Annotated in this window: 17 protein-coding genes, 1 rRNA gene and 1 riboswitch; of the genes, 9 read left to right on the top strand and 9 right to left on the bottom strand. The window is 56.9% G+C overall.

Going from position 1 to position 25233, the window contains the following annotated elements:
• Nucleotides 1-3: 3 nt before the first annotated feature.
• The 3 genes from AABB92_RS13720 to AABB92_RS13710 all read left to right on the top strand — a co-directional run bounded on the left by AABB92_RS13720 (nucleotide 4) and on the right by AABB92_RS13710 (nucleotide 3520).
• Entirely contained in the window at nucleotides 4-789 is a 786-nt protein-coding gene (locus AABB92_RS13720) for an ABC transporter permease (RefSeq protein ID WP_031375532.1), read from the top strand.
• A gap of 2 nt (nucleotides 790-791) precedes the next feature.
• Entirely contained in the window at nucleotides 792-1784 is a 993-nt protein-coding gene (locus tag AABB92_RS13715) for an ABC transporter ATP-binding protein (RefSeq protein ID WP_031375533.1), read from the top strand.
• A 110-nt stretch (nucleotides 1785-1894) separates the two neighbouring features.
• The gene (locus AABB92_RS13710) at nucleotides 1895-3520 is read left to right on the top strand and encodes a Na/Pi cotransporter family protein (RefSeq protein WP_046289211.1); all 1626 of its coding nucleotides are present in this window, start codon (nucleotides 1895-1897) and stop codon (nucleotides 3518-3520) included.
• 67 nt (nucleotides 3521-3587) lie between these two features.
• On the opposite strand, the gene panS is transcribed toward AABB92_RS13710, so the two are convergent.
• From panS to lysC, 3 genes are all read right to left on the bottom strand, one after another.
• The gene (gene panS / locus AABB92_RS13705) at nucleotides 3588-4523 is read right to left on the bottom strand and encodes a ketopantoate/pantoate/pantothenate transporter PanS (RefSeq protein ID WP_031375534.1); all 936 of its coding nucleotides are present in this window, start codon (nucleotides 4521-4523) and stop codon (nucleotides 3588-3590) included.
• 183 nt (nucleotides 4524-4706) lie between these two features.
• Nucleotides 4707-5399, bottom strand: a complete 693-nt coding sequence (gene aqpZ, locus AABB92_RS13700) for an aquaporin Z (protein ID WP_031375535.1) — start codon at nucleotides 5397-5399, stop codon at nucleotides 4707-4709.
• A gap of 221 nt (nucleotides 5400-5620) precedes the next feature.
• Nucleotides 5621-6973: a lysine-sensitive aspartokinase 3 gene (gene lysC, locus AABB92_RS13695; RefSeq protein ID WP_031375536.1), complete on the bottom strand. Its 1353-nt coding sequence runs from the start codon at nucleotides 6971-6973 to the stop codon at nucleotides 5621-5623.
• 116 nt (nucleotides 6974-7089) lie between these two features.
• Nucleotides 7090-7283, bottom strand: a riboswitch (Lysine riboswitch).
• Between the two features lie 413 nt (nucleotides 7284-7696).
• Here lysC and pgi point away from each other — a divergent pair.
• The 5 genes from pgi to AABB92_RS13670 all read left to right on the top strand — a co-directional run bounded on the left by pgi (nucleotide 7697) and on the right by AABB92_RS13670 (nucleotide 13822).
• A complete protein-coding gene (pgi, locus tag AABB92_RS13690; protein WP_031375537.1) occupies nucleotides 7697-9343 on the top strand; it encodes a glucose-6-phosphate isomerase in 1647 nt (548 codons plus the stop codon).
• 556 nt (nucleotides 9344-9899) lie between these two features.
• Nucleotides 9900-10148, top strand: coding sequence for an exopolysaccharide production protein YjbE (gene yjbE, locus AABB92_RS13685; protein WP_031375538.1), 249 nt, complete (start codon nucleotides 9900-9902; stop codon nucleotides 10146-10148).
• Nucleotides 10149-10344: 196 nt separating this feature from the next.
• A complete protein-coding gene (locus AABB92_RS13680; RefSeq protein WP_031375539.1) occupies nucleotides 10345-10992 on the top strand; it encodes a YjbF family lipoprotein in 648 nt (215 codons plus the stop codon).
• The gene (locus AABB92_RS13675; protein ID WP_031375540.1) at nucleotides 10989-11732 is read left to right on the top strand and encodes a capsule biosynthesis GfcC family protein; all 744 of its coding nucleotides are present in this window, start codon (nucleotides 10989-10991) and stop codon (nucleotides 11730-11732) included. The genes AABB92_RS13680 and AABB92_RS13675 overlap by 4 nt, the downstream gene beginning before the upstream one ends.
• Complete coding sequence (locus tag AABB92_RS13670; RefSeq protein WP_031375541.1) at nucleotides 11732-13822, top strand: YjbH domain-containing protein; 2091 nt, start codon at nucleotides 11732-11734, stop codon at nucleotides 13820-13822. The genes AABB92_RS13675 and AABB92_RS13670 overlap by 1 nt, the downstream gene beginning before the upstream one ends.
• A 511-nt stretch (nucleotides 13823-14333) precedes the next feature.
• Here the strand turns inward: AABB92_RS13670 and metH are convergent.
• Nucleotides 14334-18017, bottom strand: coding sequence for a methionine synthase (gene metH, locus AABB92_RS13665; protein ID WP_152659105.1), 3684 nt, complete (start codon nucleotides 18015-18017; stop codon nucleotides 14334-14336).
• A 193-nt stretch (nucleotides 18018-18210) separates the two neighbouring features.
• Here metH and iclR point away from each other — a divergent pair, with 193 nt between their 5' ends.
• Nucleotides 18211-19041, top strand: a complete 831-nt coding sequence (gene iclR, locus AABB92_RS13660) for a glyoxylate bypass operon transcriptional repressor IclR (protein WP_031375543.1) — start codon at nucleotides 18211-18213, stop codon at nucleotides 19039-19041.
• Here iclR and aceK read toward each other — a convergent pair.
• From aceK to rrf, 5 genes are all read right to left on the bottom strand, one after another.
• Nucleotides 19016-20764 (bottom strand): bifunctional isocitrate dehydrogenase kinase/phosphatase, encoded by a 1749-nt coding sequence (gene aceK / locus AABB92_RS13655; RefSeq protein WP_031375544.1) that lies wholly within the window; start codon nucleotides 20762-20764, stop codon nucleotides 19016-19018. The two genes, iclR and aceK, sit on opposite strands and share 26 nt — an antisense overlap.
• Nucleotides 20765-20824: 60 nt before the next feature.
• Complete coding sequence (gene aceA, locus AABB92_RS13650) at nucleotides 20825-22126, bottom strand: isocitrate lyase (protein WP_031375545.1); 1302 nt, start codon at nucleotides 22124-22126, stop codon at nucleotides 20825-20827.
• 17 nt (nucleotides 22127-22143) lie between these two features.
• The gene (gene aceB / locus AABB92_RS13645) at nucleotides 22144-23742 is read right to left on the bottom strand and encodes a malate synthase A (RefSeq protein ID WP_046288552.1); all 1599 of its coding nucleotides are present in this window, start codon (nucleotides 23740-23742) and stop codon (nucleotides 22144-22146) included.
• A 261-nt stretch (nucleotides 23743-24003) separates the two neighbouring features.
• Nucleotides 24004-24933 (bottom strand): homoserine O-acetyltransferase MetA, encoded by a 930-nt coding sequence (metA, locus tag AABB92_RS13640; RefSeq protein WP_031375546.1) that lies wholly within the window; start codon nucleotides 24931-24933, stop codon nucleotides 24004-24006.
• A 179-nt stretch (nucleotides 24934-25112) separates the two neighbouring features.
• Nucleotides 25113-25228 (bottom strand): 5S ribosomal RNA (rrf, locus tag AABB92_RS13635).
• Nucleotides 25229-25233: the final 5 nt, after the last annotated feature.

The raw sequence follows: 25233 nt of genomic DNA, 5'->3' as shown, positions 1-25233 counted from the left end.
GTCATGTCGCGCGCCGAACATCTCTATCATCGGGTGATGGTCTGGTTACTGTTTATTCTGCTGGCGCTGCCGCTGGTGGCAACGCTGTTGTACGCGCTGTCATCTGACTGGAGTAATACCATTCTGCCGCAGGGCTACAGCCTGAAATGGTTTATCCAGCTCTGGAGCGATGGGCGTTTTCTGACCGCGCTGGGCCATTCTTTGCTGATTTGCTTCGGCGCCCTGCTGTTCTCGCTAGTACTGGTGCTGCCTGCGATGTTTGTAATCGCTTACTACTATCCACGGCTGGATGCGGTAATGAACATCCTGATCCTGATGCCCTTCGCCGTGCCGCCGGTCGTGTCCTCGGTCGGATTGCTGCAGCTCTACTCCTCGTCACCGCTGATGCTGACCGGTACGCCGTGGATCCTGATCGGCTGCTACTTCACCATCGCGCTGCCGTTTATTTACCGCGCGCTGGCCAACAATATGCAGGCGATCAACCTGAAAGAGCTGATCGATGCTGCCCAGTTACTCGGTGCCAGTACCTGGCAGGCGGCGCTGTGGGTAGTGCTGCCTAACCTGCGTAAAGGGATGCTGGTTGCCGTCCTGCTCTCTTTCTCTTTTCTGATCGGTGAGTTTGTATTCGCTAACCTGCTGGTCGGCAACCGCTATGAAACGCTGCAGGTTTACCTCTACAACATGCGTAACGGCAGTGGTCACTTCACCAGCGCGCTGGTGATCTCCTACTTTTTTGTGGTGCTGCTGGTCACCTGGCTGGCCAATGCCCTGAATCCAGAACGAGGCTGAGTATGAGCTACCTTGAGGTCAGACAACTGAATAAGCGCTATGGGCCAACGACGATATTCGAACAGATCAATTTCAGCGCCGCCGAAGGGGAATTTGTGACGCTGCTCGGCCCGAGCGGCTGCGGCAAATCGACGCTGCTGCGCTGTCTGGCCGGTTTAACCGAAGTCGACAGCGGCGAAATCGTGATACAGGGCAAGGATATCGTGCCGCTGGCCCCGCAGAAGCGCGCCATTGGCATGGTGTTTCAGAGCTATGCGCTGTTTCCCAATATGACGGTGGAGAAAAACGTCGCTTTTGGCCTGAAGATGCAGAAGCTGCCGGAGACGCAAATTCGTCAGCGGGTGCAGGAAGTTCTGGAGCTGGTCGAGCTCACCGACTATGCGCGCCGCTATCCGCATCAGCTGTCGGGAGGACAGTGTCAACGGGTGGCGCTGGCCCGTTCTCTGGTCACCCGCCCGCGCCTGTTGCTGCTGGATGAGCCGCTGTCGGCGCTGGATGCGCGCATCCGTCGTCATCTGCGCGACCAGATCCGTCGTATCCAGCGCGAGCTGAATCTCACCACCCTGTTCGTTACCCACGATCAGGAAGAGGCGCTGACGCTGTCAGATCGCATCGTGCTGATGAACCGCGGCAAAATTGTGCAGAATGGCGACGCCGAAGCGCTCTATACCCAGCCGGTCGATCTGTTTGCCGCCGGTTTTATTGGCAACTACAACCTGCTGAGCGCCGAACAGGCAACGCAGCTAACCGGCCAGCCTTTCCACAGTCAGGTGGCCATTCGCCCCGAGTCGATGCAGTTCACCGCGCCAGGGCTCGGCATTCCGGCCGAAATCCTCAGTCACAGCTTGCTGGGCAACGTGATTCGCTACCGCATCCGGGCGCAGGGAGTGGAGCTTTCTGTCGATGTCCTGAACCGATCCGCCGCGGAATTACACCCCGCCGGACAGCAGATTGGTCTACAGTTAGAGATGTCGACTTTGCGCCAGGTGGCTTAAAACACAGGAAAAATTTACGCAAAGTCCGGCAATCCCCTTCACAGATTGCTCTCTCCGTCAGGCTGGCAGTCTGTGCTGCTTAAAGCCTGATGGTCGAGGAGCATCGCGACGTGTTAACCCTGCTTAATTTACTCTCTGCTGTCGCCCTGCTGGTGTGGGGAACCCATATTGTGCGGACCGGCATTATGCGGGTGTATGGTGCCGATCTGCGGCGGGTACTGAGCCGCAGCGTGGAGAAAAAGCCGATGGCGTTTCTGGCTGGCATTGGCGTGACGACGCTGGTGCAGAGCAGTAATGCCACCACGCTGCTGGTGACCTCTTTCGTGGCGCAGAACCTTGTCAGCCTGACGCCGGCGCTGGTGGTGATTCTGGGTGCTGATGTCGGGACCGCCATCATGGCGCGTATCCTGACCTTTGACCTCTCCTGGCTATCGCCGCTGTTCATCTTCTTTGGCGTGGTGTTTTTTCTCAGCCGTAAGCAGACCCGGGCCGGTCAGCTCGGCCGGGCCAGTATCGGCCTTGGGCTGATTCTGCTGGCGCTGCAGCTGATTGTCGAAGCAGCCCGCCCGATTACCCAGGCCGCCGGGGTACAGGTGCTGTTCTCCAGCCTGACCGGCGACATCATGCTGGATGCGCTGATTGGCGCCGTCTTCGCCATCATCAGTTACTCCAGCCTGGCGGCCGTGCTGATTACCGCGACGCTGACCGCCACCGGCGTCATCTCATTCAAGGTGGCGCTCTGCCTGGTCATTGGTGCCAACCTGGGTAGCGGTTTGCTGGCGATGATCAATGCCAGCGCGGCCAACGCGGCCGGCAAGCGCGTCGCTCTCGGCAGCCTGCTGTTTAAGCTGATTGGCTGCGTGGTGATCCTGCCGTTCGTTAATCTGGTGGCGGACTGGCTGGATAAGCTGCCGGTCAACGACGAAGAGCTGGTGATCTTTTTCCATGTTTTTTACAACCTGATCCGCTGTGTGGCGATGGTGCCGTTTGCCGATCTGATGGCACGTCTGTGCCGCCGGCTGATCTCTGATGACGTGGAAAATGATCTGCATCTGAAGCCGAAACATCTGGACCGCAGCGCGCTGGATACGCCGGCGCTGGCGCTGGTCAATGCCGCCCGTGAGGCGTTACGTATGGGTGATGTGCTGGAACAGATGCTGGAAGCGTTCAACAAAGTGGTGCATGGCGAACCGCGTGAAGAGCGTACGGTGCGGCGGCTCGATGATGACGTTGACGTGCTTTATACCGCCATCAAGCTCTATTTGGCGCGGATGCCGAAAGAGGATCTGCCGGCGGAAGATTCGCGCCGCTGGGGTGAAATTATTGAGATGTCGCTTAACCTGGAGCAGGCCGGTGACATCATTGAGCGGATGAGCGGCGATGTCGCGGATAAGTCGCTGGCTGCAGGCCGCGCGTTCTCCGCTGAGGGATTAAAGGAGCTGGAGGCGCTGCAGGAGCTGTTGATCGCCAATCTGCGCATGAGTCTGTCGGTGTTTCTGTCGCACGACGTCACCAGCGCCAAACGGCTGCGCCGCGCCAAACATCGCTTCCGCCTGATGATTCGTCGCTATTCTCATGCGCACGTCGATCGCCTGCATCAGCAGAACGTACAGAGCATAGAGACCAGTTCACTGCATCTGGGTCTGCTGGGCGATATGAAGCGTCTGAACTCGCTGTTTTGCAGCGTCGCCTATACCGTGCTGGAGCAGCCGGATGATGAGCGTGATTACGAGTAACAGCGAATAGGCGTAACCTACAGCGCCGGGCGAAACGTGCCCGGCGCAAGCAGATTGCGGTGCGGTGTTACTCGCCGTGCCGCGTTGATCCCTTGGTGATCGGCTTACCGGACCAGTAACCGGCCAGCAACGAACCGGAAAGGTTGTGCCAGACCGAGAACAGTGCGCCAGGCAATGCCGCCAGCGGTGAGAAGTAGAGCTTGCCCAGCGTTGCCGCCAGACCAGAGTTCTGCATCCCGACTTCCAGCGCCAGCGTCCGGCAGGTTGACTCATCGAAGCCAAACAGCTTACCGCCCCAGTAACCGCCCAGCAGGCCAATCGCGTTATGCAGTATCACCGCTGCGATCACCATTAATCCAACCGATCCGATAAAGCCCTGGCTACCTGCCACCACCGCGCTGATGATCAACAGAATGCAGACCATAGAAAATGCCGGCAGCCAGGGTTCGACCCGACGCACCACGCTGTTCATGCTGTGATGAATGATCAGGCCGAGGCCGATCGGGATCACCACGATCTTTACGATGCTCAGCAGCATGCCAACCACATCCACCTGAATATGGGTATCGACATACAAACGCGTTAACAGCGGCGTGGCGAACACGCCCACCAGCGCCGATACCGACGAAATGGTCACCGACAGGGCGACATCGCCCTTAGCCAGATAGATCATTACGTTACTGGCCGTGCCGCTGGCGACGCTGCCGACCAGGATCATCCCGGCGGATAGATCCGGCGGCATATGAAACAGTTTCGCTAATCCCCACGCCGCTAACGGCATCACCAGATAGTGCAGAAAAGTGCCGGCAATCACCGGCGCAGGCCGGGTCAGTACCCGTTTAAAATCGCCGATATTTAAGGTCACGCCCATCCCAAACATGATCAGCATCAGCAGGTAACTTACCCACGGACCGATGCCGAGGAAAGTGGCGGGAGAATAATAGGCGGCGACAGATAACAGCACGGCCCACAGCGGGAACAGGCGGGTGACGGTGGCGAGCATGGCCAGACTTCCTTATAAGAATGTAATGATTTATGCAGGTTTGCCATAGAGATACGCCCGGCAGGAACGACTGCGCAGGCGAAGGCGGGATCATAACATTTCGTTATCACGGCGTAAGGCGCAGATGGGGTCAGAGCGGAAAATGCGGATCGACTGCTGCCGATCCGCCGATCATTGACGAAATTACGCTGCTTTTTCGCCTAAACCGCGGTAGATCGCACCACCAATCATCGCCCCGATGACCGGCATCAGCCAGAACATCCACAGCTGGGACAGCGCCCAGTCGCCCTGGAACAGCGCGACGGCGGTACTGCGCGCCGGATTGACCGAGGTGTTGGTGACCGGGATGCTGATCAGATGGATCAGCGTCAGCGCCAGACCGATGGCGATTGGTGCAAAGCCTTTGGGCGCGCGCGGGCTGGTGGCGCCCATGATAACGATCAGGAAGATCGCCGTCAGCACCCCTTCGGCGATCATGCCAGCCTGCAGGCTAAAGCCACCGGGTGAGTGCTCACCGTAGCCGTTCGCCGCAAATCCGCTGGCGGCGGCGTTAAAATCGCTCTGGCCGCTGGCAATCAGGTACAGCACCGCGCCTGCCGCAATGCCGCCTGCCAGTTGGGCGATAATGTAAGGGATCACCTGTGAAGCAGGAAAACGCCCGCCCGCCAGCAGGCCCAGCGTTACCGCCGGATTAAAATGGCCACCGGAGATAGGACCGACCGCACAGGCCATTACCAGCACGCTTAGCCCGAATGCCAGCGCCACGCCCATAAAACCGATACCCAGACCGGGGAACGCGGCTGACAATACCGCACTCCCGCAACCGCCCAGTACCAGCACGAAGGTGCCCAGCGCCTCTGCCACTAACCTTTTCATATTATTTCCTAAAATGTGTGTATTGATTTAGCGGCGGGATTATAAAACTGCGCAGCAGCAGCGCAACGAAAGTGACTGAAATCCCTGAAGAAAGTGGATTTCATTTGGCAATGAAGGAATCTAACACCTTGTAGAATAAGGCTTAAATCAGGAAGAGGGACAGAGCGGGATGGGGATGATTTTCAGGCCGCGCGCACGCGGCCTGATCGACGCGCTGGCGTCTATTCGAACAGATTGTGATGCAGCGTACGGACCACGCTTTCCGCGTCCGTGCCGGGGACCAGGAAGCAGAGGTTATAGCTGCTGGCACCGTAACAAATCATCCGCAGGTTAAACGGCTCAAGCACGCCAAACACCTCTTTGCCGACGCCACAGGCTTTTGACAACTGGTTGCCAATAATCGCCACCAACGCCAGATCTTCTTCTACTTCGACCCGACACAGTGACGACAGCTCAGTCAGCAGCGCCTGCGTCAGCAGGCTGTCGCCGGTTGAGGTAGAACCGGTGGTGTCGAGCGTCAGCGCCACGCTCACTTCAGAGGTGGTAATCAGGTCCACGGAAATATTGTGGCGGGCCAGAATATTAAACAGTTCGGCCAGGAAGCCAGGCGTATGCAGCATGTTAAGGCTGTGCAGCGTTAGCAGCGTCTGCTTGCGACGTAATGCCAGCGCGCGGAACAGCGGTGGATTACGGGTTTCATTACAGACACGCGTTCCGCCCGCGGCCGGATCTTTGCTGGAGCCGACAAACACCGGAATATCACAGCGTACCGCCGGCAGCAGTGTGGCCGGGTGCAGCACTTTGGCACCAAAGGTCGCCATTTCAGCGGCTTCTTCAAAGGTAATTTCGTCGATGCGCTTGGCGGTCGGTACCACACGCGGATCGGTGGTATAGATGCCTGGCACGTCAGTCCAGATATCGACCCGCGCCGCTTTCAGCGCTTCACCCAGCAGCGCCGCCGTGTAATCACTGCCGCCACGGCCTAAGGTGGTGGTGCGGCCTTTGCTTTCGCTGCCGATAAAGCCCTGAGTGATGACCAGCGCCTGCTCAACGCGCGGCTGCAACTGGGCAATCGCCTGCTCCGCCAGCAACTTCACGTCCGGCTCGGCACGGCCAAAACGGTCATCGGTGCGCATCACTTTACGCACGTCAAACCACTCGGCATTCACCTGGCGTTCACGCAGAATTTCGACAAACAGCAGCGACGACATCAGTTCGCCATGGCTGACCAGCTCATCAGTCAGCGCATGCGACGTCGCCAGCGAGGCGGCTTCAGACAGCATAGCAATGTTGTCAATCATCCGATCGATTTCGTCGCGGATCACGTCCGGACGCTGTAAGCGATCGATAATGGCATATTGGATACGGCGGATATCATCCAGCAGGATGGCGCGCTCGGTGAGCGGCTGGCCTTCGGCCAGAGCCACCAGCAGATTGGTAATGCCCGCCGAAGCGGATAGCACCACCAGACGCGTACTGGCATCTTTCAGCACCACGTCGGCGCTGCGGTTCATCGCATCAAAATCGGCTACGCTGGTGCCGCCGAATTTTGCCACAATCAGAGTTTGAGACATGTATGACCTCGTGTCAGGTTATCTTGTTCTCGCCGGCGATAATGCGGTCGGGAAACATTCTTTCAGCCAGGCACAAGGGAAGAGCAGAAACGGGCAGACCAGATCGGGTAGACGAGTCACCCAGAAGCGCCCCACCTTGCGAAACGTCCGACTGTGGACGTTTCTGGTGACAACCCAGAGGATTCAGCCCCTGTAGCCGACAGGCAACACACCGCGTGTTGACCCACCTCGGCGTCGCTCCCCATCATGTGTCTTCACCGGATACGGTTCCTCCAACACACTGCCTGGGCGACGCGCCTCTTCTGGCTTGCGCACGGGTGCGCAAGTAGCCGCATACATTTATCGGTTTCTGGCTCTGCTGTCAATCTCAGAGGCAGGCAGATTTTTGCTTTGCGGCGCACCGTAAAACAAATTTACCTGCCTTACAGCGACTAGAGTGCTAAATGGCTTCAGCCAGTGCAGCAATCTCTGATGCGGCACAAGGATTTATCGCAGCGTTCACGCCACACTTTCGCCGCGCGATCTCGTCGCCGTCTGCAGGCCATTCGCACCAGCCAATGCTGGCGATCCGGCGCAGGCAGGCCGGTGACTGTGCCCGGCTTACCCGCAGCCGGATGACAAAATTTTTCCTTTCAGTAGCAACTGTGGTCATACTGAAACGCTAACCGGGTACGATGTGCCCCCGATGGAATGACGGTTCTTAATATCAACAAGAGTGTTGCCATGAAAAATATCAATCCGACACAAACCGCAGCCTGGAAAGCGCTGCAACAGCATTTTGAGCAGATGAAATCGGTAGAAATTGCCGACCTGTTTGCCCAGGATGCCGATCGTTTTGCCAAATTCTCTGCCACCTTTGATGATCAGATGCTGGTGGATTTCTCCAAAAACCGCATCACCCAGGAAACCCTCGACAAATTACAGGCGCTGGCGAAAGAGACCGATTTAAGCGGCGCGATTAAGTCTATGTTCTCTGGTGAGAAAATTAACCGCACCGAAGACCGTGCGGTGCTGCACGTTGCGCTGCGTAACCGCAGCAACACGCCGATTCTGGTCGATGGCAAAGATGTGATGCCTGAGGTCAATGCGGTGCTGGACAAGATGAAGGGCTTTTCAGAGCGCATCATCAGCGGCGAATGGAAAGGCTATACCGGTAAAGCAATCACCGACGTGGTGAACATCGGTATCGGCGGGTCTGACCTGGGTCCTTTCATGGTGACCGAAGCGCTGCGTCCTTACAAAAACCACCTGAACATGCACTTTGTCTCCAACGTTGACGGCACCCATATCGCTGAAACGCTGAAAGACCTCAGCCCGGAAACCACTCTGTTCCTGGTGGCGTCAAAAACCTTCACCACCCAGGAAACCATGACCAATGCGCACAGCGCGCGTGACTGGTTCCTGAAAACGGCCGGTGACCAGCAGCACGTAGCGAAACACTTTGCGGCACTCTCGACCAACGCCAAAGCGGTCGGCGAATTTGGTATCGACACCAACAACATGTTCGAATTCTGGGACTGGGTTGGCGGTCGCTACTCGCTGTGGTCAGCGATTGGCCTGTCGATTATTCTCTCTATCGGCTTCGATAACTTCGAGCAGCTGCTGAGCGGCGCGCATGCGATGGACCAGCACTTCGCCTCTACCCCGGCCGAACAGAACCTGCCGGTCCTGCTGGCGCTGATTGGCATCTGGTATAACAATTTCTTCGGCGCGGAAACCGAAGCGATTCTGCCGTATGACCAGTACATGCATCGCTTTGCCGCCTATTTCCAGCAGGGAAATATGGAATCGAACGGCAAGTATGTCGATCGTGACGGTAATCCGGTGGATTACCAGACCGGCCCAATCATCTGGGGCGAACCGGGGACTAACGGCCAGCACGCGTTTTACCAGCTGATCCATCAGGGCACCAAGCTGGTACCGTGTGACTTTATCGCACCGGCTATCACCCACAATGCGCTGGCGGATCACCATCCAAAACTGCTGTCTAACTTCTTTGCACAGACCGAAGCGCTGGCGTTTGGTAAATCACGCGAAGTGGTCGAGAAAGAGTTTACCGATGCCGGTAAATCGGCCGAATCGGTCGCCCACATCGTGCCGTTCAAGGTCTTTGAAGGTAACCGTCCGACCAACTCCATCCTGCTGCGTGAAATTACGCCGTACAGCCTCGGCGCGCTGATTGCCCTGTATGAGCACAAGATCTTCACCCAGGGCGCGATTCTGAATATCTTCACCTTCGATCAGTGGGGCGTGGAATTAGGTAAGCAGCTGGCAAACCGTATTCTGCCAGAACTGGAAAATGACGAAAAAATTACCAGTCATGACAGTTCCACCAATGCCTTAATTAACCGCTATAAATCCTGGCGTTAATCGGCGATAAAATATCCGGGCGGCATGATTGCCGCCCTTTTTTTGCCCGGATCGGACAATTTATTCACTGCACTACCGCCGCTCCGGTTGGATAATTCTTAAAAGCACCTAAGATAATTCTGAACATGCCGTGATTAACCACGCCTTAATCCAGTTAAAAATGGACCTGAAATAAGTGCATGATAGCAGTTACTCTTTGATTATTAATGGGATTAAAATAAGGCAATCCTGAGTAAATTCTGATTATTCTTATTCCGTACCAAATATAACTAAAAAAGAACAATACGCTTTGCATCTGTTTTATGACCAGTGAAATATGCGGCATTAACCGGAAATATTCCGATATAAAAAGGTGTTAAAACCAAACTGACTTAATATCCCGCCGTTTTACCCCGCCCGATCGCCTGCTTTTTCCGGTGCTGAACTCTGGTATTTTGTTGCCCTATACTGAACGCGCCCGCAATGGGACTGTCCGTCGCCTTTGCTGCGTAGTTATCTGCGCGTTGAATGTGGCGGATCAGAGATCCTTCATTCACTCAATGCAGGAAACGTTGTTATGAAAAAAACCATGGTTGCCGGTGCAGCCCTGATTTTCGTTGCTGTCTCTTCCAGTGCTTTTGCAGCCCCGGAAGACGCAGGTGCCGCAGCTGGCGCGCAGGCGGGAGCAATCTCCGCTGGCACGTCGACCGCTGTAGGTATCGGCGCACTTGGCGCGTTAGTCGGGCTCGGCATTGCTGCTTCTGGCGGTGGTGACGGCGCAAATACCGGTACAACAACCACGACCACGACGAGCACCACTCGTTGATGGATACCCAGCAGGTGTTCGGGTGCCAGACAGCGGCAAACGGGCAACGGCGGAATCGCTGACCACGGTGAGTGATCTGCCGGGCAACGCAGTCTTGCTGTACCGACACGCGAACCCTGCGGGTATAGGACCTTTAAACATAACCACACGCCTGTGTGGTTATTTTTACTTTGGCATGACTTATCAGGGACACACAGTGCGCCAACTTCCTCTGCTGCTCGCTTGCCTGCTGCTGCAGGCCTGCACACAAACGCAAAAAGGCCTTGAACAGACCCTTATGCTGGCCGTTAACGGTCCGGATGACGTCACCGTCACCGACCAGCAGGTCAACGCATTACCCTACGCCAGCCTCTATGCCCGCCTCAATGAAGGCCCGCGAATCTTCGTGGTACTTGGCTACAACGAAGCCGGCCAGCAGAAATGGGTAACGCAGGATCAGGCGATGCTGGTGACACAGCACGGCCGGCTGGTTAAAACGCTGGGATTACCCGATAACCTGATTAGCGTGAGTAATCTGCAGCAGGATCCGCTGGCGGATAGCCTGCATCTCAGCAACGGTGCCAGCTGGACCCGCATCGTGCAGTGGACCGAGCAGGGCAACATCCGCGCGGGGACGGTTCGGTCCACCTTCCAGCGCGGCACCGATGAAGTGCTGACCGTGGCGGGTAACCGTATCGCCTGTCGCGTCTGGCATGAGCAGGTGAGCCTCGACAGCAGCAACCGCGAGTGGGAAAACACGTTCTGGATCGATAACAGCAGCGGCGATGTGGTGCAGGCCCATCAGATGCTGGCGGCTGACGCCTTCCCCGTAGACACCACCATTCTGAAGCCGGCGAAATCATGAAAAAAATCACTTTCCTGCTGGCCGGATTGAGTCTGCTCAGCACCCCAGGCGCGCAGGCTGCTGCGCAGGTTACGGTCCATGCGCCGCACAATGGTGCACAGGCAGAACTGAGCCAGGTGCCCGATCTGGCACAACTGGTCAGCCAGCCCGCCCTTCAGCAATCGATCGACTGGCGCAGCAGCGTCATTGCCGAACGCGGTGCCAGCGCCGTGGCGCAGCAGCAGTATCAGCAGACGCTGGGCCAGCTACGTGCCTGGCGAGCCGACAGCAGTGGCGATCGTGCCGCCGCGATTGATGAGGTGATCCGCCAGCTAAGCGCGATTAAGGTCACCGGCCGGCAGTTCACCTCGCTCGATCCGGACTGGGTGCGCCTGCATCCGGCCGACAATCGCCGCCTTGAAGGCAGCTACGATCTCTATCTGCAAACCCGGTCTGATTCGGTGTTACTGCTCGGCGCGCTGAGCGGCGCAGGCAAGGTCAGCTGGCAACCGGGCCGGTCGGTGCGCGAATACCTGGCCGATCATGCACGCCTTTCCGGCGCGGAACGAAACTTTGCAACGGTTATCGCCCCCTCAGGTGCCACGCAGCAGGTGCCGATTGCTTACTGGAACCACCGTCACGTCGAGGTGGAACCGGGCAGCATTATCTGGCTGGGCTTCTCATCATGGAGCCTGCCAGGCGCCTATGACGATCTGAATAATCGCATCCTTTCCGTTCTGACTCACCGGATACCAGACTGATGAAAAAACGTTATCTCTTCAGCCTGTTGGCTGTTTCTGTGGCGACAGCCTGTCAGGCGCAGGCTGAAACCTGGCCCGCGCCGGTGGGCCCTTCACAATCCGATTTCGGTGGTGTTGGCCTGATGCAGGTGCCGACGGCGCGCATGGCCAGAGAGGGCGAGTTCAGCCTTAACGTGCGCGACAACGATCAGTACCGCTATTACTCCGCGTCGCTGCAGCTGTTCCCGTGGCTGGAAACCACCGTGCGCTATACCGATGTGCGTACCCGCCGCTACAGCGCCGTGTCAGACTTCAGTGGCAATCAGAGCTACAAAGATAAAGCCTTCGATCTGAAACTGCGTTTGTGGCAGGAAGGTTTCTGGCTGCCGGAAGTGGCGCTGGGTACCCGCGATCTTGGCGGTACCGGGCTGTTCGACAGCGAATATCTGGTCGCCAGCAAAGCCTGGGGTCCGTTTGACTTCACGCTCGGCCTTGGCTGGGGCTATCTCGGCAACAGCGGCACGGTTAAAAACCCGTTCTGCTCCTACAGCGACAGCTACTGTCAGCGTCCACGGGTCGGCGAAGCGGGCTCGATCAATGGCTCACAGATGTTCCATGGTCCAACGGCCCTGTTTGGCGGCGTCGAGTATCAGACGCCGTGGCAGCCGCTGCGGCTTAAGATGGAATATGAAGGCAACGATTATCAGGATGATTTCGCCGGCCGGCTGACGCAGAGCAGCAAGGTTAACGTCGGTGCCATCTATCGCGTGACCGACTGGGCAGATATTAATGCCAGCTACGAGCGCGGCAACACCTTTATGTTTGGTGTGACCATCCGCACCAACTTTAACGATCTGCATCAGGCGCACATCGACAGCGAGAAACCGGCGTATAACCCGCAGCCTCAGCCGAAGCTGCTGGAGCCGACCGTGGTCGGTAATCAGCTGACTGACCTGAAGTACAATGCCGGACTCGACGGTCCACGCATTCAGACCAAAGGCCACACGCTGTATGTGTCGGGCGAGCAGACCAAATATCGCGACACCCAGGAAGGGGTCGATCGCGCTAACCGCATCGTCATGAACCACCTGCCGGCGGACATTGATACCATCAGCGTCACCGAGTCCCGCTTCAATATGCCGCAGGTCACCACCGTGACGCCGGTCGCCAGCCTGCACAATACGCTGGCGGGCTATCCGCTGGGCCACGAGCAGCCGCTGCAGCAGACGCGTGAAAATCCGGTGGATCCGGGTCAGACTGAGCAGGGAATGTTTATCCGTAAAGATCGCCTGAACTACAGCCTGTCACCGGTGCTCAATCAGTCAGTGGGCGGCCCGGAAAGCTTCTACATGTATCAGGTTGGCGTGATGGGTAGCGTCGATTACTGGCTGACCGATCACCTGCTGGTGGGCGGTAGCCTGTTCGGCAACCTTGCTAACAACTATGACAAGTTCAACTACAACGGCGCGCCAGCGGACTCCAGCCTGCCCCGCGTGCGGACCCATATCCGCGACTACGTTGAGAACAACGTCTACGTTAACGATCTGCAGGCTAACTATATGGGCCACCTCGGCAATGGCTTCTATGGTCAGCTGTATGGCGGTTATCTCGAAACCATGTATGGCGGCGTGGGCGGCGAGCTGCTCTATCGTCCGGTCGATGCCAACTGGGCAGTGGGTGTTGATGCCAACTATGTCCGGCAGCGTGACTGGGACAATATGATGCAGTTTACCCGTTACAAAGCCTCAACCGGCAACCTGACCGCCTACTGGCGTCCGTGGTTTATGCAGGATGTGTTGGTCAAAACCAGCGTCGGTCAGTATCTGGCGAAAGATAAAGGTGTGACGGTAGACGTGTCGAAGCGCTTTGACAGCGGCGTGATGGTGGGTGTTTATGCCACCAAAACCAACGTGTCGTCTGAAGAGTATGGCGAAGGTGACTTTACCAAAGGGTTCTACATCTCGATTCCGATGGATCTGTTCACCGTCACCCCAACCCGTGGTCGTGCGCAGGTCAACTGGGTGCCGCTAACGCGTGACGGTGGTCAGATGCTGGGCCGTAAGTACCAGCTGTATGATTTGACGTCGGATCGCGACGCTCGCTTTAACTAAACAGAGGCGGCTTCCGGGCCGCTTCATGCTGTTGATAGAAAGCGGGCTCAGGGAGCATACGCCCTGCGTAAGGACGCAAAAAATGCCATCCATGGCATGCTCAGCGCGGGCCATCCCTGGCCCGCGATGCTTTACTCCGGGCGTATACTCCCATCGCGTTGACTTCGGTACACATTTCAGACGGCCCTCTGAGCGCTTCAGACCACTGAAAAGACGAATCAGGGTGAATCTGGCCGCAACACCTAAGCTCATTGCGCAGGGAACGCGGTCAGAAGAGGAAAGCGTCCCGCTGCCCGGTTAAAAACGCCGGGAGCGTTTTTGAACAATGCAAAGCGTTGACCCGGCTACGGGCGCACTTCAGGGATGAGGTGCGTATCGTGCGGGCCGAACGGCCAGGGACTGGCTTTAGCGCCTTTCCGATCTGACCGTGTACCCTGCGCTGGCTCGATTTCACTGCTGACCGGGCCAGACTGTGCAACAACCTCAGGCGGCCATCAGGCCGCTTTTTTGTTTAGTCTGCGTCGTAGCCGAGATTTGGTGCCAGCCAGCGCTCGACCTCGGTCACTGACATCCCTTTACGCGCCGCATAATCCTCCACCTGATCGCGCTGAATCTGCGCCACAGCGAAGTAGCGACTGTCAGGATGGCTGAAATACCAGCCTGAGACTGCCGCGCCTGGCCACATGGCAAAGGATTCGGTCAGCTGCATGCCGGTCTGCTTTTCTACATCCAGCAAGGTCCAGATCGCCGCTTTCTCAGTATGCTCTGGACAGGCCGGATAGCCTGGCGCTGGCCGTATGCCCTGATAATTTTCGCGAATCAGCTCTTCATTACTCAGGTTTTCGTTGGGCGCAAATCCCCAGATCACTTTACGCACGCGTTCATGCAGATATTCCGCAAAGGCTTCAGCCAGGCGGTCAGCCAGCGCTTTCACCATGATCTTGTTGTAGTCGTCATGCTGACGATCGTACGCCTCCGCCAGCGCATCCTCTTCCAGTCCGCCGGTCACCGCGAAGGCACCGAGATAGTCCGCTTTACCGCTTGATTTAGGTGCGACAAAGTCCGCCAGACAGTAGTTGGCGAAGTCGGTTTTTTCGGTCTGCTGACGTAAGTGATGACTCACTACCAGTAACTCACTGCGGCGCTCATCGCGATAGATCTCGATGTCATCGCCGACCCGGTTAGCCGGGAAAATACCGACCACGCCGCGCGGTTTCAACAGTGCCTGCTGGCTTAGCTGGTCCAGCATCGCATTCGCATCGGCGAACAGACGCTGTGCCTCTTCTCCGACCACCTCATCTGCCAGGATGCGCGGATACTTGCCAGCCAGCGACCAGGTCATGAAGAACGGCGTCCAGTCAATGTAGTTGCGCAGCGTTTCAATACTGGCCTCGACCTGACTGACCCCGAGACGATGCGGCACCGGCGGCGTATAGCTCTGCCAGTCAATCGAGGTGGCGTTGTCGCGGGCCACCTGCAAAGATACCGGCGGGGTGCGCGGTTTTTTGCGCGCATGCTGAATACGCACGGTTTCGTACTCTTTACGGGTCCGCGCCACAAAATCCTCTTTCAGCGTGGCGGAAAGCAGTGAAGAGACCACGCCTACGGTACGTGAGGCGTTCTGCACGTAGACCGTCGGACCGCTGTAGTTCTGCTCAATTTTGACCGCCGTATGCGCTTTAGAGGTGGTCGCGCCGCCGATCAGCAGCGGTAGAGTGAAGCCCTGACGCTCCATCTCTTTCGCCATATTGACCATCTCATCCAGCGACGGCGTAATCAGGCCCGACAGGCCAATGATGTCAGCATTCACTTCACGCGCCGTTTTCAGGATCTTCTCGCCCGGCACCATCACGCCGAGGTCAATAATTTCGTAGTTGTTGCACTGCAGCACTACGCCAACGATGTTTTTTCCAATGTCGTGAACGTCGCCTTTGACCGTGGCCAGCACGATTTTACCGTTGCTGCGCCCCGCCTCTTTGCTGGCTTCGATAAAGGGCTCCAGATAAGCCACCGCCTGCTTCATTACCCGCGCCGATTTCACCACCTGCGGCAGGAACATCTTGCCCTCGCCAAACAGATCGCCAACCACGTTCATGCCGGACATCAGCGGGCCTTCGATCACCTCTATCGGACGCGGCACCTGCTGGCGCGCCTCTTCGGTATCCTGCTCAATGAATTCGGTGATGCCTTTGACCAGCGAATATTCCAGCCGCTTCACTACATCCCAGCTGCGCCACTCGGCCAGCTGTTTTTCCTGAGCACCGTCACTTTTGCCGCCACGATATTTTTCCGCCAGATCCAGCAACCGCTCGGTCCCGTCATCACGGCGATTGAGGATCACATCTTCTACCGCGTCGCGCAGCTCCGCCGGCAGATCGTCATAAATCGCCAGTTGGCCGGCGTTGACGATGCCCATATCCATGCCTTTGCGGATGGCGTAGTAGAGAAATACCGCGTGTATCGCTTCGCGCACCGGATCGTTGCCGCGGAATGAAAACGACACGTTGGAGACGCCACCGGAGATCATCGCATGTGGCAGCTCGCGCTTGATATCCTCACAGGCGCCGATGAAATCCATCGCGTAGTTGTTGTGTTCTTCAATGCCGGTCGCCACCGCAAAAATGTTGGGGTCGAAGATGATATCTTCCGGCGGGAAACCGACCTGCTCCGTCAGGATGCGATAGGCGCGGCGACAAATCTCAATCTTACGGGCGCGGGTATCCGCCTGGCCCACCTCATCAAATGCCATCACTACCATCGCCGCACCGTAGCGGCGGACCTGGCGCGCATGATGAATAAAGGCCGCTTCACCCTCTTTCATCGAAATGGAGTTAACGATGCCTTTACCCTGAATGCACTGCAGCCCTTTTTCAATCACCTCCCACTTTGAGGAGTCGATCATGATCGGGACGCGGGCAATATCCGGCTCACCAGCAATCAGATTCAGGAAGCGCACCATCGCCGCTTCGGCGTCGAGCATTCCTTCATCCATGTTGATGTCGATGATCTGAGCACCGCTTTCAACCTGCTGCAGCGCTACTTCCAGCGCTTCGTTATATTTCTCTTCTTTAATCAGCCGTTTGAATTTGGCTGAACCGGTAACGTTGGTCCGTTCGCCGACGTTAACAAACAGCGATTCTGCGGTAATGTTGAGCGGCTCAAGACCGGCCAGACGACAGGCAACCGGGATCGTCGGCAGCTTACGCGGAGCAACGCCCTCAACGGCCGCCACCATGGCGGCGATATGCTGCGGTGTGGTCCCGCAACAGCCACCGATAATATTCAGAAAACCCGAAGTCGCCCATTCGCCAATCTGCTGCGCCATCAGCTCCGCATCCAGATCGTATTCGCCAAAAGCATTGGGTAAACCAGCGTTCGGGTGCGCAGTGACGTAACCCTCGGCGATGCGCGACAGCTCCGCCACATACTGACGCAGCTCGTCCGGTCCGAGGGCGCAGTTAAGGCCAAAGGAGAGTGGTTCAGCGTGCCGCAGGGAGTTGTAAAAGGCCTCGGTGGTCTGGCCGGAGAGTGTACGGCCGGAGGCATCGGTGATGGTGCCTGAAATCATCAGCGGCAGCGTCACGCCGAGCGCTTCCATCTCGGTCTGGACCGCATAGATCGCCGCTTTGGCATTCAGGGTATCGAACACCGTTTCGATCATGATGATGTCACAGCCGCCTTCCACCAGCGCACGGGTCGATTCGCGGTAGGCGTCCACCAGCTGATTAAAAGTGACGTTACGGTAGGCGGGATCGTTAACATCGGGCGAGATCGAGCAGGTACGGTTTGTCGGCCCCAGCACGCCCGCGACGTAGCGTGGGCGATCCGGCGTTTTTGCCGTCCATTCATCGGCGCAGACGCGCGCCAGACGGGCGGCCTCGTAGTTGATCTCGGCCGATAACGCTTCCATCTGGTAATCCGCCATCGCAATGGTGGTGGCGTTAAAGGTATTGGTTTCGAGAATATCGGCACCGGCAGCCAGATAGGCGTCGTGGATCTCGCGGATCACCGCTGGTTTAGTCAATACCAGCAGATCGTTATTGCCCTGAAGATCGCAGGGCCAGTCGGCAAAACGGCTGCCGCGAAAATCCTGCTCATCCAGCTTATAGCTCTGGATCATGGTACCCATACCGCCGTCCAACACCATAATGCGTTGTGCGAGCTGCTGATGTAGCGCTTCGATTTTATTGCTCACTGATGGCCCACCCACGTCAATCTGCTGGCTGAAATAGCTGTTAGTCATTCTGTCATAAGCGGGTTAACCAACAAAGCAACCTTAGCTGAGACATTTTCAGGTCGGCCATGAACAGGTCTGACCAGAAAACCAGCATTTGCAAAGCGCGTGATTAAAACGAAAATGATTTCCACATTCCTAAGGAGATTTGATCATGGCGACGCCTGTTCCCGTTAAGCGCGGCAAAAAACCTCGCGGCACTGCCGCCACTGCCGCACCCGCGGGTGGCCAGGTGCAATCCCTGACCCGCGGCCTGACACTGCTGGAGCTGATTGCCGATTCCCACGGCAGCGTGGCGCTGACCGAACTGGCACAGCAGGCGGGTTTGCCGAACTCCACGACTCATCGCCTGCTCAGCACCATGCAGCAGCAGGGGTTTGTCCGCCAGGTGGGCGATCTGGGGTTGTGGACCATCGGAGCACATACCTTCGTGGTGGGCAGCAGCTTCTTGCAGAGTCGCAATCTGCTGGCGCTGGTGCATCCGGTACTGCGCAGCCTGATGGACGCCTCGGGCGAGACGGTCAATCTGGCGGTGCTGGATCTCAGCGATCATCAGGCGGTGATCATCGATCAGGTGCAGTGTACCCAGCTGATGCGCATGTCCGCACCGATTGGCGGCAAGCTGCCCATGCACGCGTCGGGAGCCGGCAAAGCGTTTCTGGCCCATCTCAGCGATGAGCAGGTCACGACGCTGCTGCATCAGAAAGGATTGCATTACTACACGCCGAAGACCCTGATGTCGCCGCAGAGCCTGAAAGAGAATCTGGCGCAGGTGCGTAAAGCGGGCTTCTCGTTTGATGATGAAGAGCATGCGCTTGGACTGCGCTGTGTTGCAGCACCGATCTATGACGAACACGGCGAGCCGTTTGCGGCCCTCTCCATCTCCGGCCCGATCGCCAGGATGACCGACGATCGCATTACCGAACTGGGTGCGCTGGTGATCCGTGAAGCGCGTCAGGTCACGCTGGCGTACAGTGGTCGCTGACTGCCTCCGTCGCGTAGCGCACGCAGAAGCGCTGCGCCTGCCGCCAGGCAATCACCTCTTCCACGTGTCCCCCGGCAATGCGTTGTTGCTGGGCTCGCCACCAGCGGGCCTCAAAAATCTCCGGATGCAGTTCCAGCAGCAAAGCACCGATGGCAGCGTCGCTGCATAGGGCATAACGGAAGGTTTCCGGAAATACATCGTCCGGCCCGACGCTGTACCAGGGTTCGGCGCTGAGTTCATCCTCTTCGTAGCACGCGGCCGGCACCTCACGGAAGTGCAGTTCCTGCATCGGTCGGATCTCATCGTAGTCGTAAAACACCACCCGGCCATGGCGGGTTATGCCGAAGTTTTTAAACAGCATGTCGCCCGGGAAGATATTCGCCGCCGCCAGCTGGCGGATAGCATTGCCATACTCCTCAATCGCCTGACGCCGTTGTTCGGCACTGGCCTGCGCCAGATAGAGGTTAAGCGGCTGCATGCGGCGCTCGAGCCACAGGTGCCGAATGATCAGCCGGTCGCCTTCAATCTTCAGCTTCTCCGCCGCGCAGGCGTTAAGTTCGGTCAGCAGTTCAGGCGAGATACGCGCCAGCGGCAGCGCGAACTGCTCAAACTCCTGAGTATCCGCCATTCGTCCGACGCGATCGTGCTCTTTAACCTGCTGATAGCAGGCGCGCACCTGGGCCTCCGTTACCTCTTTTTGCGGCGCGAAGCGATCTTTAATCACTTTAAACACCCGATCAAAGCCAGGCAGCGTGAAGACCAGCATCACCATGCCGCGAATGCCAGGTGCGATCTCAAATTCAGCTTCACTCTGTTCCAGCGCCTGCAGGTATTCACGGTAACTTTCGGTCTTGCCATGCTTCTGGCAGCCAATCGCCATATAACGTTCGGCCAGCGTTTTGCCTGGCAGAATCGGCTGCAGCCACGCCACCAGCGCTGCGGGCATCGGCGCATAAACCATGAAATACGCGCGGGCGAAACCAAACACAATACTGGCGTCATCCACATCGGTCAGACAGGTATCGATCCACAGTTCGCCCGTCGCGCTGCGCTGAATCGGCAACAGACAGGGATGGATGGCATCCGGCAGGTGCAGACGCGCCACCAGCCATGCAGTTTTATTGCGATAAAACAGTTCGCAACTGACCTCAAGCCAGCCCTGCTCCAGCTGCGGAAACTGCGTCTGCAGGTGGCGCACAATCCAGCCGATATCACGTTCGCGATGCTGCCATGGCAAGGTTAACGGTAAATCACGCAGCACCTGTCCGATCAACGCCTGCCAGCCCTGCTGTGGCTGATAGCCGCGCGCCAGCGGCCGCGACGGACTTATCTGTGCTGACGGTGATTGAGAACTGAAGATAAATAGCCGTTCTGGCTGCAAATCGGCATGACCGTGCAGCCGGCAGTAGACCGAATTAAAGAAACTCTCTGCAATTTCATAGCGCGGATAGCCAGGCAATAAGCTTTCATACTGGCTCTTTACCCGTAGCCAGAACGCCTTATCCCAGCAGGCTGCACCATTCAGCACCCGCAGCTGATCGGCGACCAGCCCGACATGATGATCGTAGAGATGGATTCTTGCTTTCATGGCCTGTTGCACCGCCTGCCATTCAGCCTGTTCAAAGCGCTGCTGGGCTCCGGCCGTGATGTCGAGAAAGCGGCCATATTGTGCGTCGAAGCCCTGCAGGATGGTGTGCGCAATCAGCGATTCGCGTGGCGGCATAATCAGCTCCGATAAAAGCCCGCCCGCGAACAGCCGGGCAGGAGACTGTCAGGGATTTACTCAGAACTGGTGCTCTTCAGTCGAACCGGTCAGCGCCGTCACCGACGATTTACCGCCCTGGATGGTGGTGGTGACCCGATCAAAATAGCCGGTGCCCACTTCCTGCTGATGCGATGAGAAGCTGTAACCGCGATCGCGCGCGGCAAATTCAGGCTGCTGCACTTTCTCAACATAGTGGCGCATGCCCTCGCCCTGCGCATAGGCGTGAGCCAGGTCAAACATGTTGAACCACATGCTGTGAATCCCGGCCAGCGTGATGAACTGGAAGCGATAGCCCATCTCGCTGAGCGCCTGCTGAAACTGTGCGATGGTGCGATCGTCGAGATTTTTTTTCCAGTTGAACGATGGCGAACAGTTATAGGCCAGCAATTTACCGGGATAGCGGGCGTGGATGGCATCGGCAAAACGCTGCGCCATAGCCAGATCGGGCGTCGAGGTTTCACACCACAGAATGTCAGCGTAAGGGGCATAAGCCAGACCGCGGCTGATCGCCTGCTCGATACCGGCATTGGTGCGGAAGAACCCCTCTGCAGTGCGGTCGCCACTGATGAAAGGACGATCGTATTCATCGCAGTCTGAGGTAATCAAATCGGCTGCATCGGCATCGGTACGCGCCAGCAGCAGCGTGGGCACGCCCATGACATCGGCCGCCAGCCGGGCAGCCACCAGTTTTTGTATCGCTTCCTGCGTCGGTACCAGCACTTTACCGCCCATATGACCGCATTTTTTCACCGCCGCCAGCTGATCTTCAAAGTGAACGGCCGCCGCTCCCGCCTGAATCATCGCTTTCATCAGCTCAAACGCATTCAGCACGCCGCCGAATCCCGCTTCGGCATCGGCAACGATCGGCAGAAAGAAGTCGGTATAGCGACTGTCACCCGCTTCAATCCCGCTGGACCACTGAATCTGGTCGGCGCGCTGAAAGGTCTGATTGATACGCGTCACCACTTCAGGTACCGAGTTAACCGGATAGAGCGACTGATCCGGGTACATCTGTCCCGCCACGTTGGCATCGGCAGCCACCTGCCAGCCAGAGAGATAGATCGCCTCTATACCGGCCTTTGCCTGCTGTAATGCCTGCCCACCGCTTAACGCGCCCAGACTATTGATGTAACCCTTCTTCGCGTCTCCGTTAAGCAGCGCCCACAGTTTTTCCGCACCGCGCTGGGCCAGAGTGCAGGCGGGCTGTACCGAGCCGCGCAAATTTACCACCTCTGCCGCACTGTAAGGACGGGTGATGCCTTCCCAGCGCGGGTGCTGCCAGTGCTGCTCGAGTTGCTGAATTTGTTGAGTACGTGTCATGGCAATGTCTCCGAGAGTCAGGGGATCAGGCGGTAGCCCGGCAGAGTAAGGAATGAGACCAGCTCGCGTTCGGTGGTGATTTGCGCCATCAGCTGTGCCGCTTCGCCATAGCGACCGGCACTGAACCGGGTTTCGCCCAGGCTCTGCTGCAACAGATGGAGTTCTTCGTTCAGCCAGCGCAGGAACAGTTCAGCGGTGACCTGCTGACCACTGCTCAGGGTTTGCTGATGACGTATCCATTGCCAGATTGAGGTGCGGGCAATCTCTGCCGTGGCGGCATCCTCCATCAGGCCATCAATCGGCACACAGCCGTTGCCGCTGATCCAGGCTTCAAGGTATTGCAGCGCTACGCGAATATTGGCGCGCATACCCGCTTCAGTGCGTTCACCGGAACAGGGCGCCAGCAGCGTGGTCGCGTCGATCGGCGCATCCTCTTCCCGTGTGACCGATAGCTGGTTAAGCCGGTTGCCCAGCACCGCATCAAATACCGCCATCGCGGTGTTCGCCAGACCGGGATGGGCGATCCAGGTGCCATCATGACCGTTGTTCGCTTCGCGCTGCTTATCTTCCGTAACGCGTTGCAGCACCCAGGCATTACGCGCCGGATCTTTACTCGGGATCAGCGCTGACATGCCGCCCATCGCAAACGCGCCGCGCCGATGACAGGTTTTGATCAGCAGGCGTGAATAGGCGTCCAGAAAAGGCTGAGACATGGTGACGGACTGGCGATCCGGCAGTACCCGATCCGCATGCTGTTTCAGCGTTTTGATATAGCTGAAGATGTAGTCCCAGCGCCCACAGTTAAGGCCAACGATGTGATCGCGCAGATTCCACAGGATCTCATCCATCTGGAAGACCGCCGGCAGAGTTTCTATCAGTACCGTGGCTTTGATGGTCCCGCGCGGCAGATCGAAACGATCCTCACTGAAGCTGAAGATCTCACGCCACCAGGCGACCTCCTGCCAGCTTTCGGTTTTGGGCAGATAGAAATAGGGACCGCTGCCTTTCGCCAGCAACGGGTGAACGTTGTGAAAGAAATAGAGCGCGAAATCAAACAGCCCGGCGGGAATCGGATTGCCCTGCCAGCTGACATGCTTTTCCGATAGATGCAGGCCGCGCACCCGACACATCAGCACGGCTGGATCGGCGCGCAGCTGGTAAATTTTGCCGGCATCGCTGGTATAGCTCAGGGTGCCCTGTACCGCTTCACGCAGGGTCAGCTGCCCCTCCATCAGCTTATTCCACTCCGGTGACAGCGAGTCCTCAAAATCTGCCATAAACACTTTTACATTCGCATTCAGGGCGTTAATCACCATTTTGCGATCCGGCGGACCGGTAATTTCGACCCGACGATCCTTCAAATCTTCCGGAATCGAACGGATTGCCCACTTACTAGCTCGAATGGAAGCTGTTTCCATATCAAAGTCGGGCAGATAACCCTGATCGTACTGTTGCTGTCGCAGCTGGCGGGCCGTCAGTAACGCGTCACGCTGTGAGGCAAAGCGCGTAACCAGCGCATCTAAAAACAGAATCGCCTCGGCAGTCAGCAACTGCTGTTCGGCATGGTTAAAGGGCTGGCTGAAGGTCAGGGTATGGCTGATCACAGAATCTGTCATGCTGGCGCTCTCCTGTATTCAGAGGATCGAATAACGCGTATCCCCGGATCGACTGTTTTGTGAACTACAGGATCAGAGCATATTCATTTAATTTTCTAAATCAAAAACTATTTCCATTTTATTGGCATAAATTATCCATCCGATTGTTTTTAAAGTAGTTAAACTTTTATTTTTTAAGGGAACAATTTTCACCGTCAATTTCAGGCAAAAAAAAACCGTGTCGCCAGCGGCTAACACGGTTCAGTTGAGGATATCCCGGCGCTATTCAAGAGTCGGATTCATGCGGCGTAAATCAAACGGTGTAATCTGATAGACGTAGTAGTTAAGCCAGTTAGAGAACAGCAGATTACCATGGCTACGCCAGGCGGCACGCGGTGGCAGTGCCGGATTATCCTGTGGGAAGTAGTTATAAGGCACCTCAGGATTAAGGCCGGCTTCATAATCACGGTGATATTCACCCGATAAGGTCAACGCATCGTATTCAGGATGACCGGTAACAAACACCAGTCGTTTGTCTTTACTCGCCATCAGGTAGGCACCGGTTTGTTCCGATTCAGCAAATAATTCCAGATCGGTATAATCGGTAATCAACTGCGTCGGGAAATCAGCATAACGTGAATGCGGCGCCAGGAAATTATCATCAAATCCGCGGGTCAGTAAGGCATGCGGATGCAATATCTGATGCTCAAAGACACCTGACAGCTTGTTATGCCTGGTCTGCTTTGGAATGCCATACAAAATATTAAGCGCCGCCTGCACTGCCCAACAGACAAACAGCGTTGAGGTAACATGCTCTTTGGCCCAGTGCAGCACGCGCTGGATCTGTGGCCAGTACGCCACATCATTAAAGTCGACCAGTCCCAGCGGAGCACCTGTCACGATTAAGCCATCAAAGTTGTCGTGCTGGATATCTTCAAAATTGCAGTAGAAGTTATTGAGATGCTCAGTCGGCGTGTTACGTGACTCCCGGCTGTCGATGCGTAACAGCTGAATATCGATCTGTAACGGTGAATTTGAGAGCAGGCGCAGGAACTGATTTTCCGTTTCGATCTTTTTCGGCATCAGATTCAGTACCAACACTTTAAGCGGACGGATCTCCTGAACACTGGCGCGTGACGAGGTCATCACAAAGACGTTTTCGTTACGCAAAAAATTCACTGCCGGTAATTCGTCGGGAACCCTGATTGGCATAGCCTGCTCACCTCTTACAACCATATAAACGTTTAGACATCTGGATGCCCAACATTAGCCTGGTGGTCCTGTAATGTCGAGGTTTCATGCAGAAAATGAAAATGTTTCAGCTTAAAGTGGCAAATCGCAGACGTAAAAAAGCCCCGCACTTTCGTGCGGGGCTTCTTCACTCGTTTGATGCCTGGCAGTTCCCTACTCTCGCATGGGGAGACCCCACACTACCATCGGCGCTACGGCGTTTCACTTCTGAGTTCGGCATGGGGTCAGGTGGGACCACCGCGCTACAGCCGCCAGGCAAAT

Origin of the sequence: Pantoea brenneri, from assembly GCF_038594305.1 — a bacterium.
Lineage (GTDB): Bacteria > Pseudomonadota > Gammaproteobacteria > Enterobacterales > Enterobacteriaceae > Pantoea > Pantoea brenneri.
Note: the sequence above shows the minus strand (reverse complement) of the source record. Positions and strands in the feature narration are given on the sequence as shown.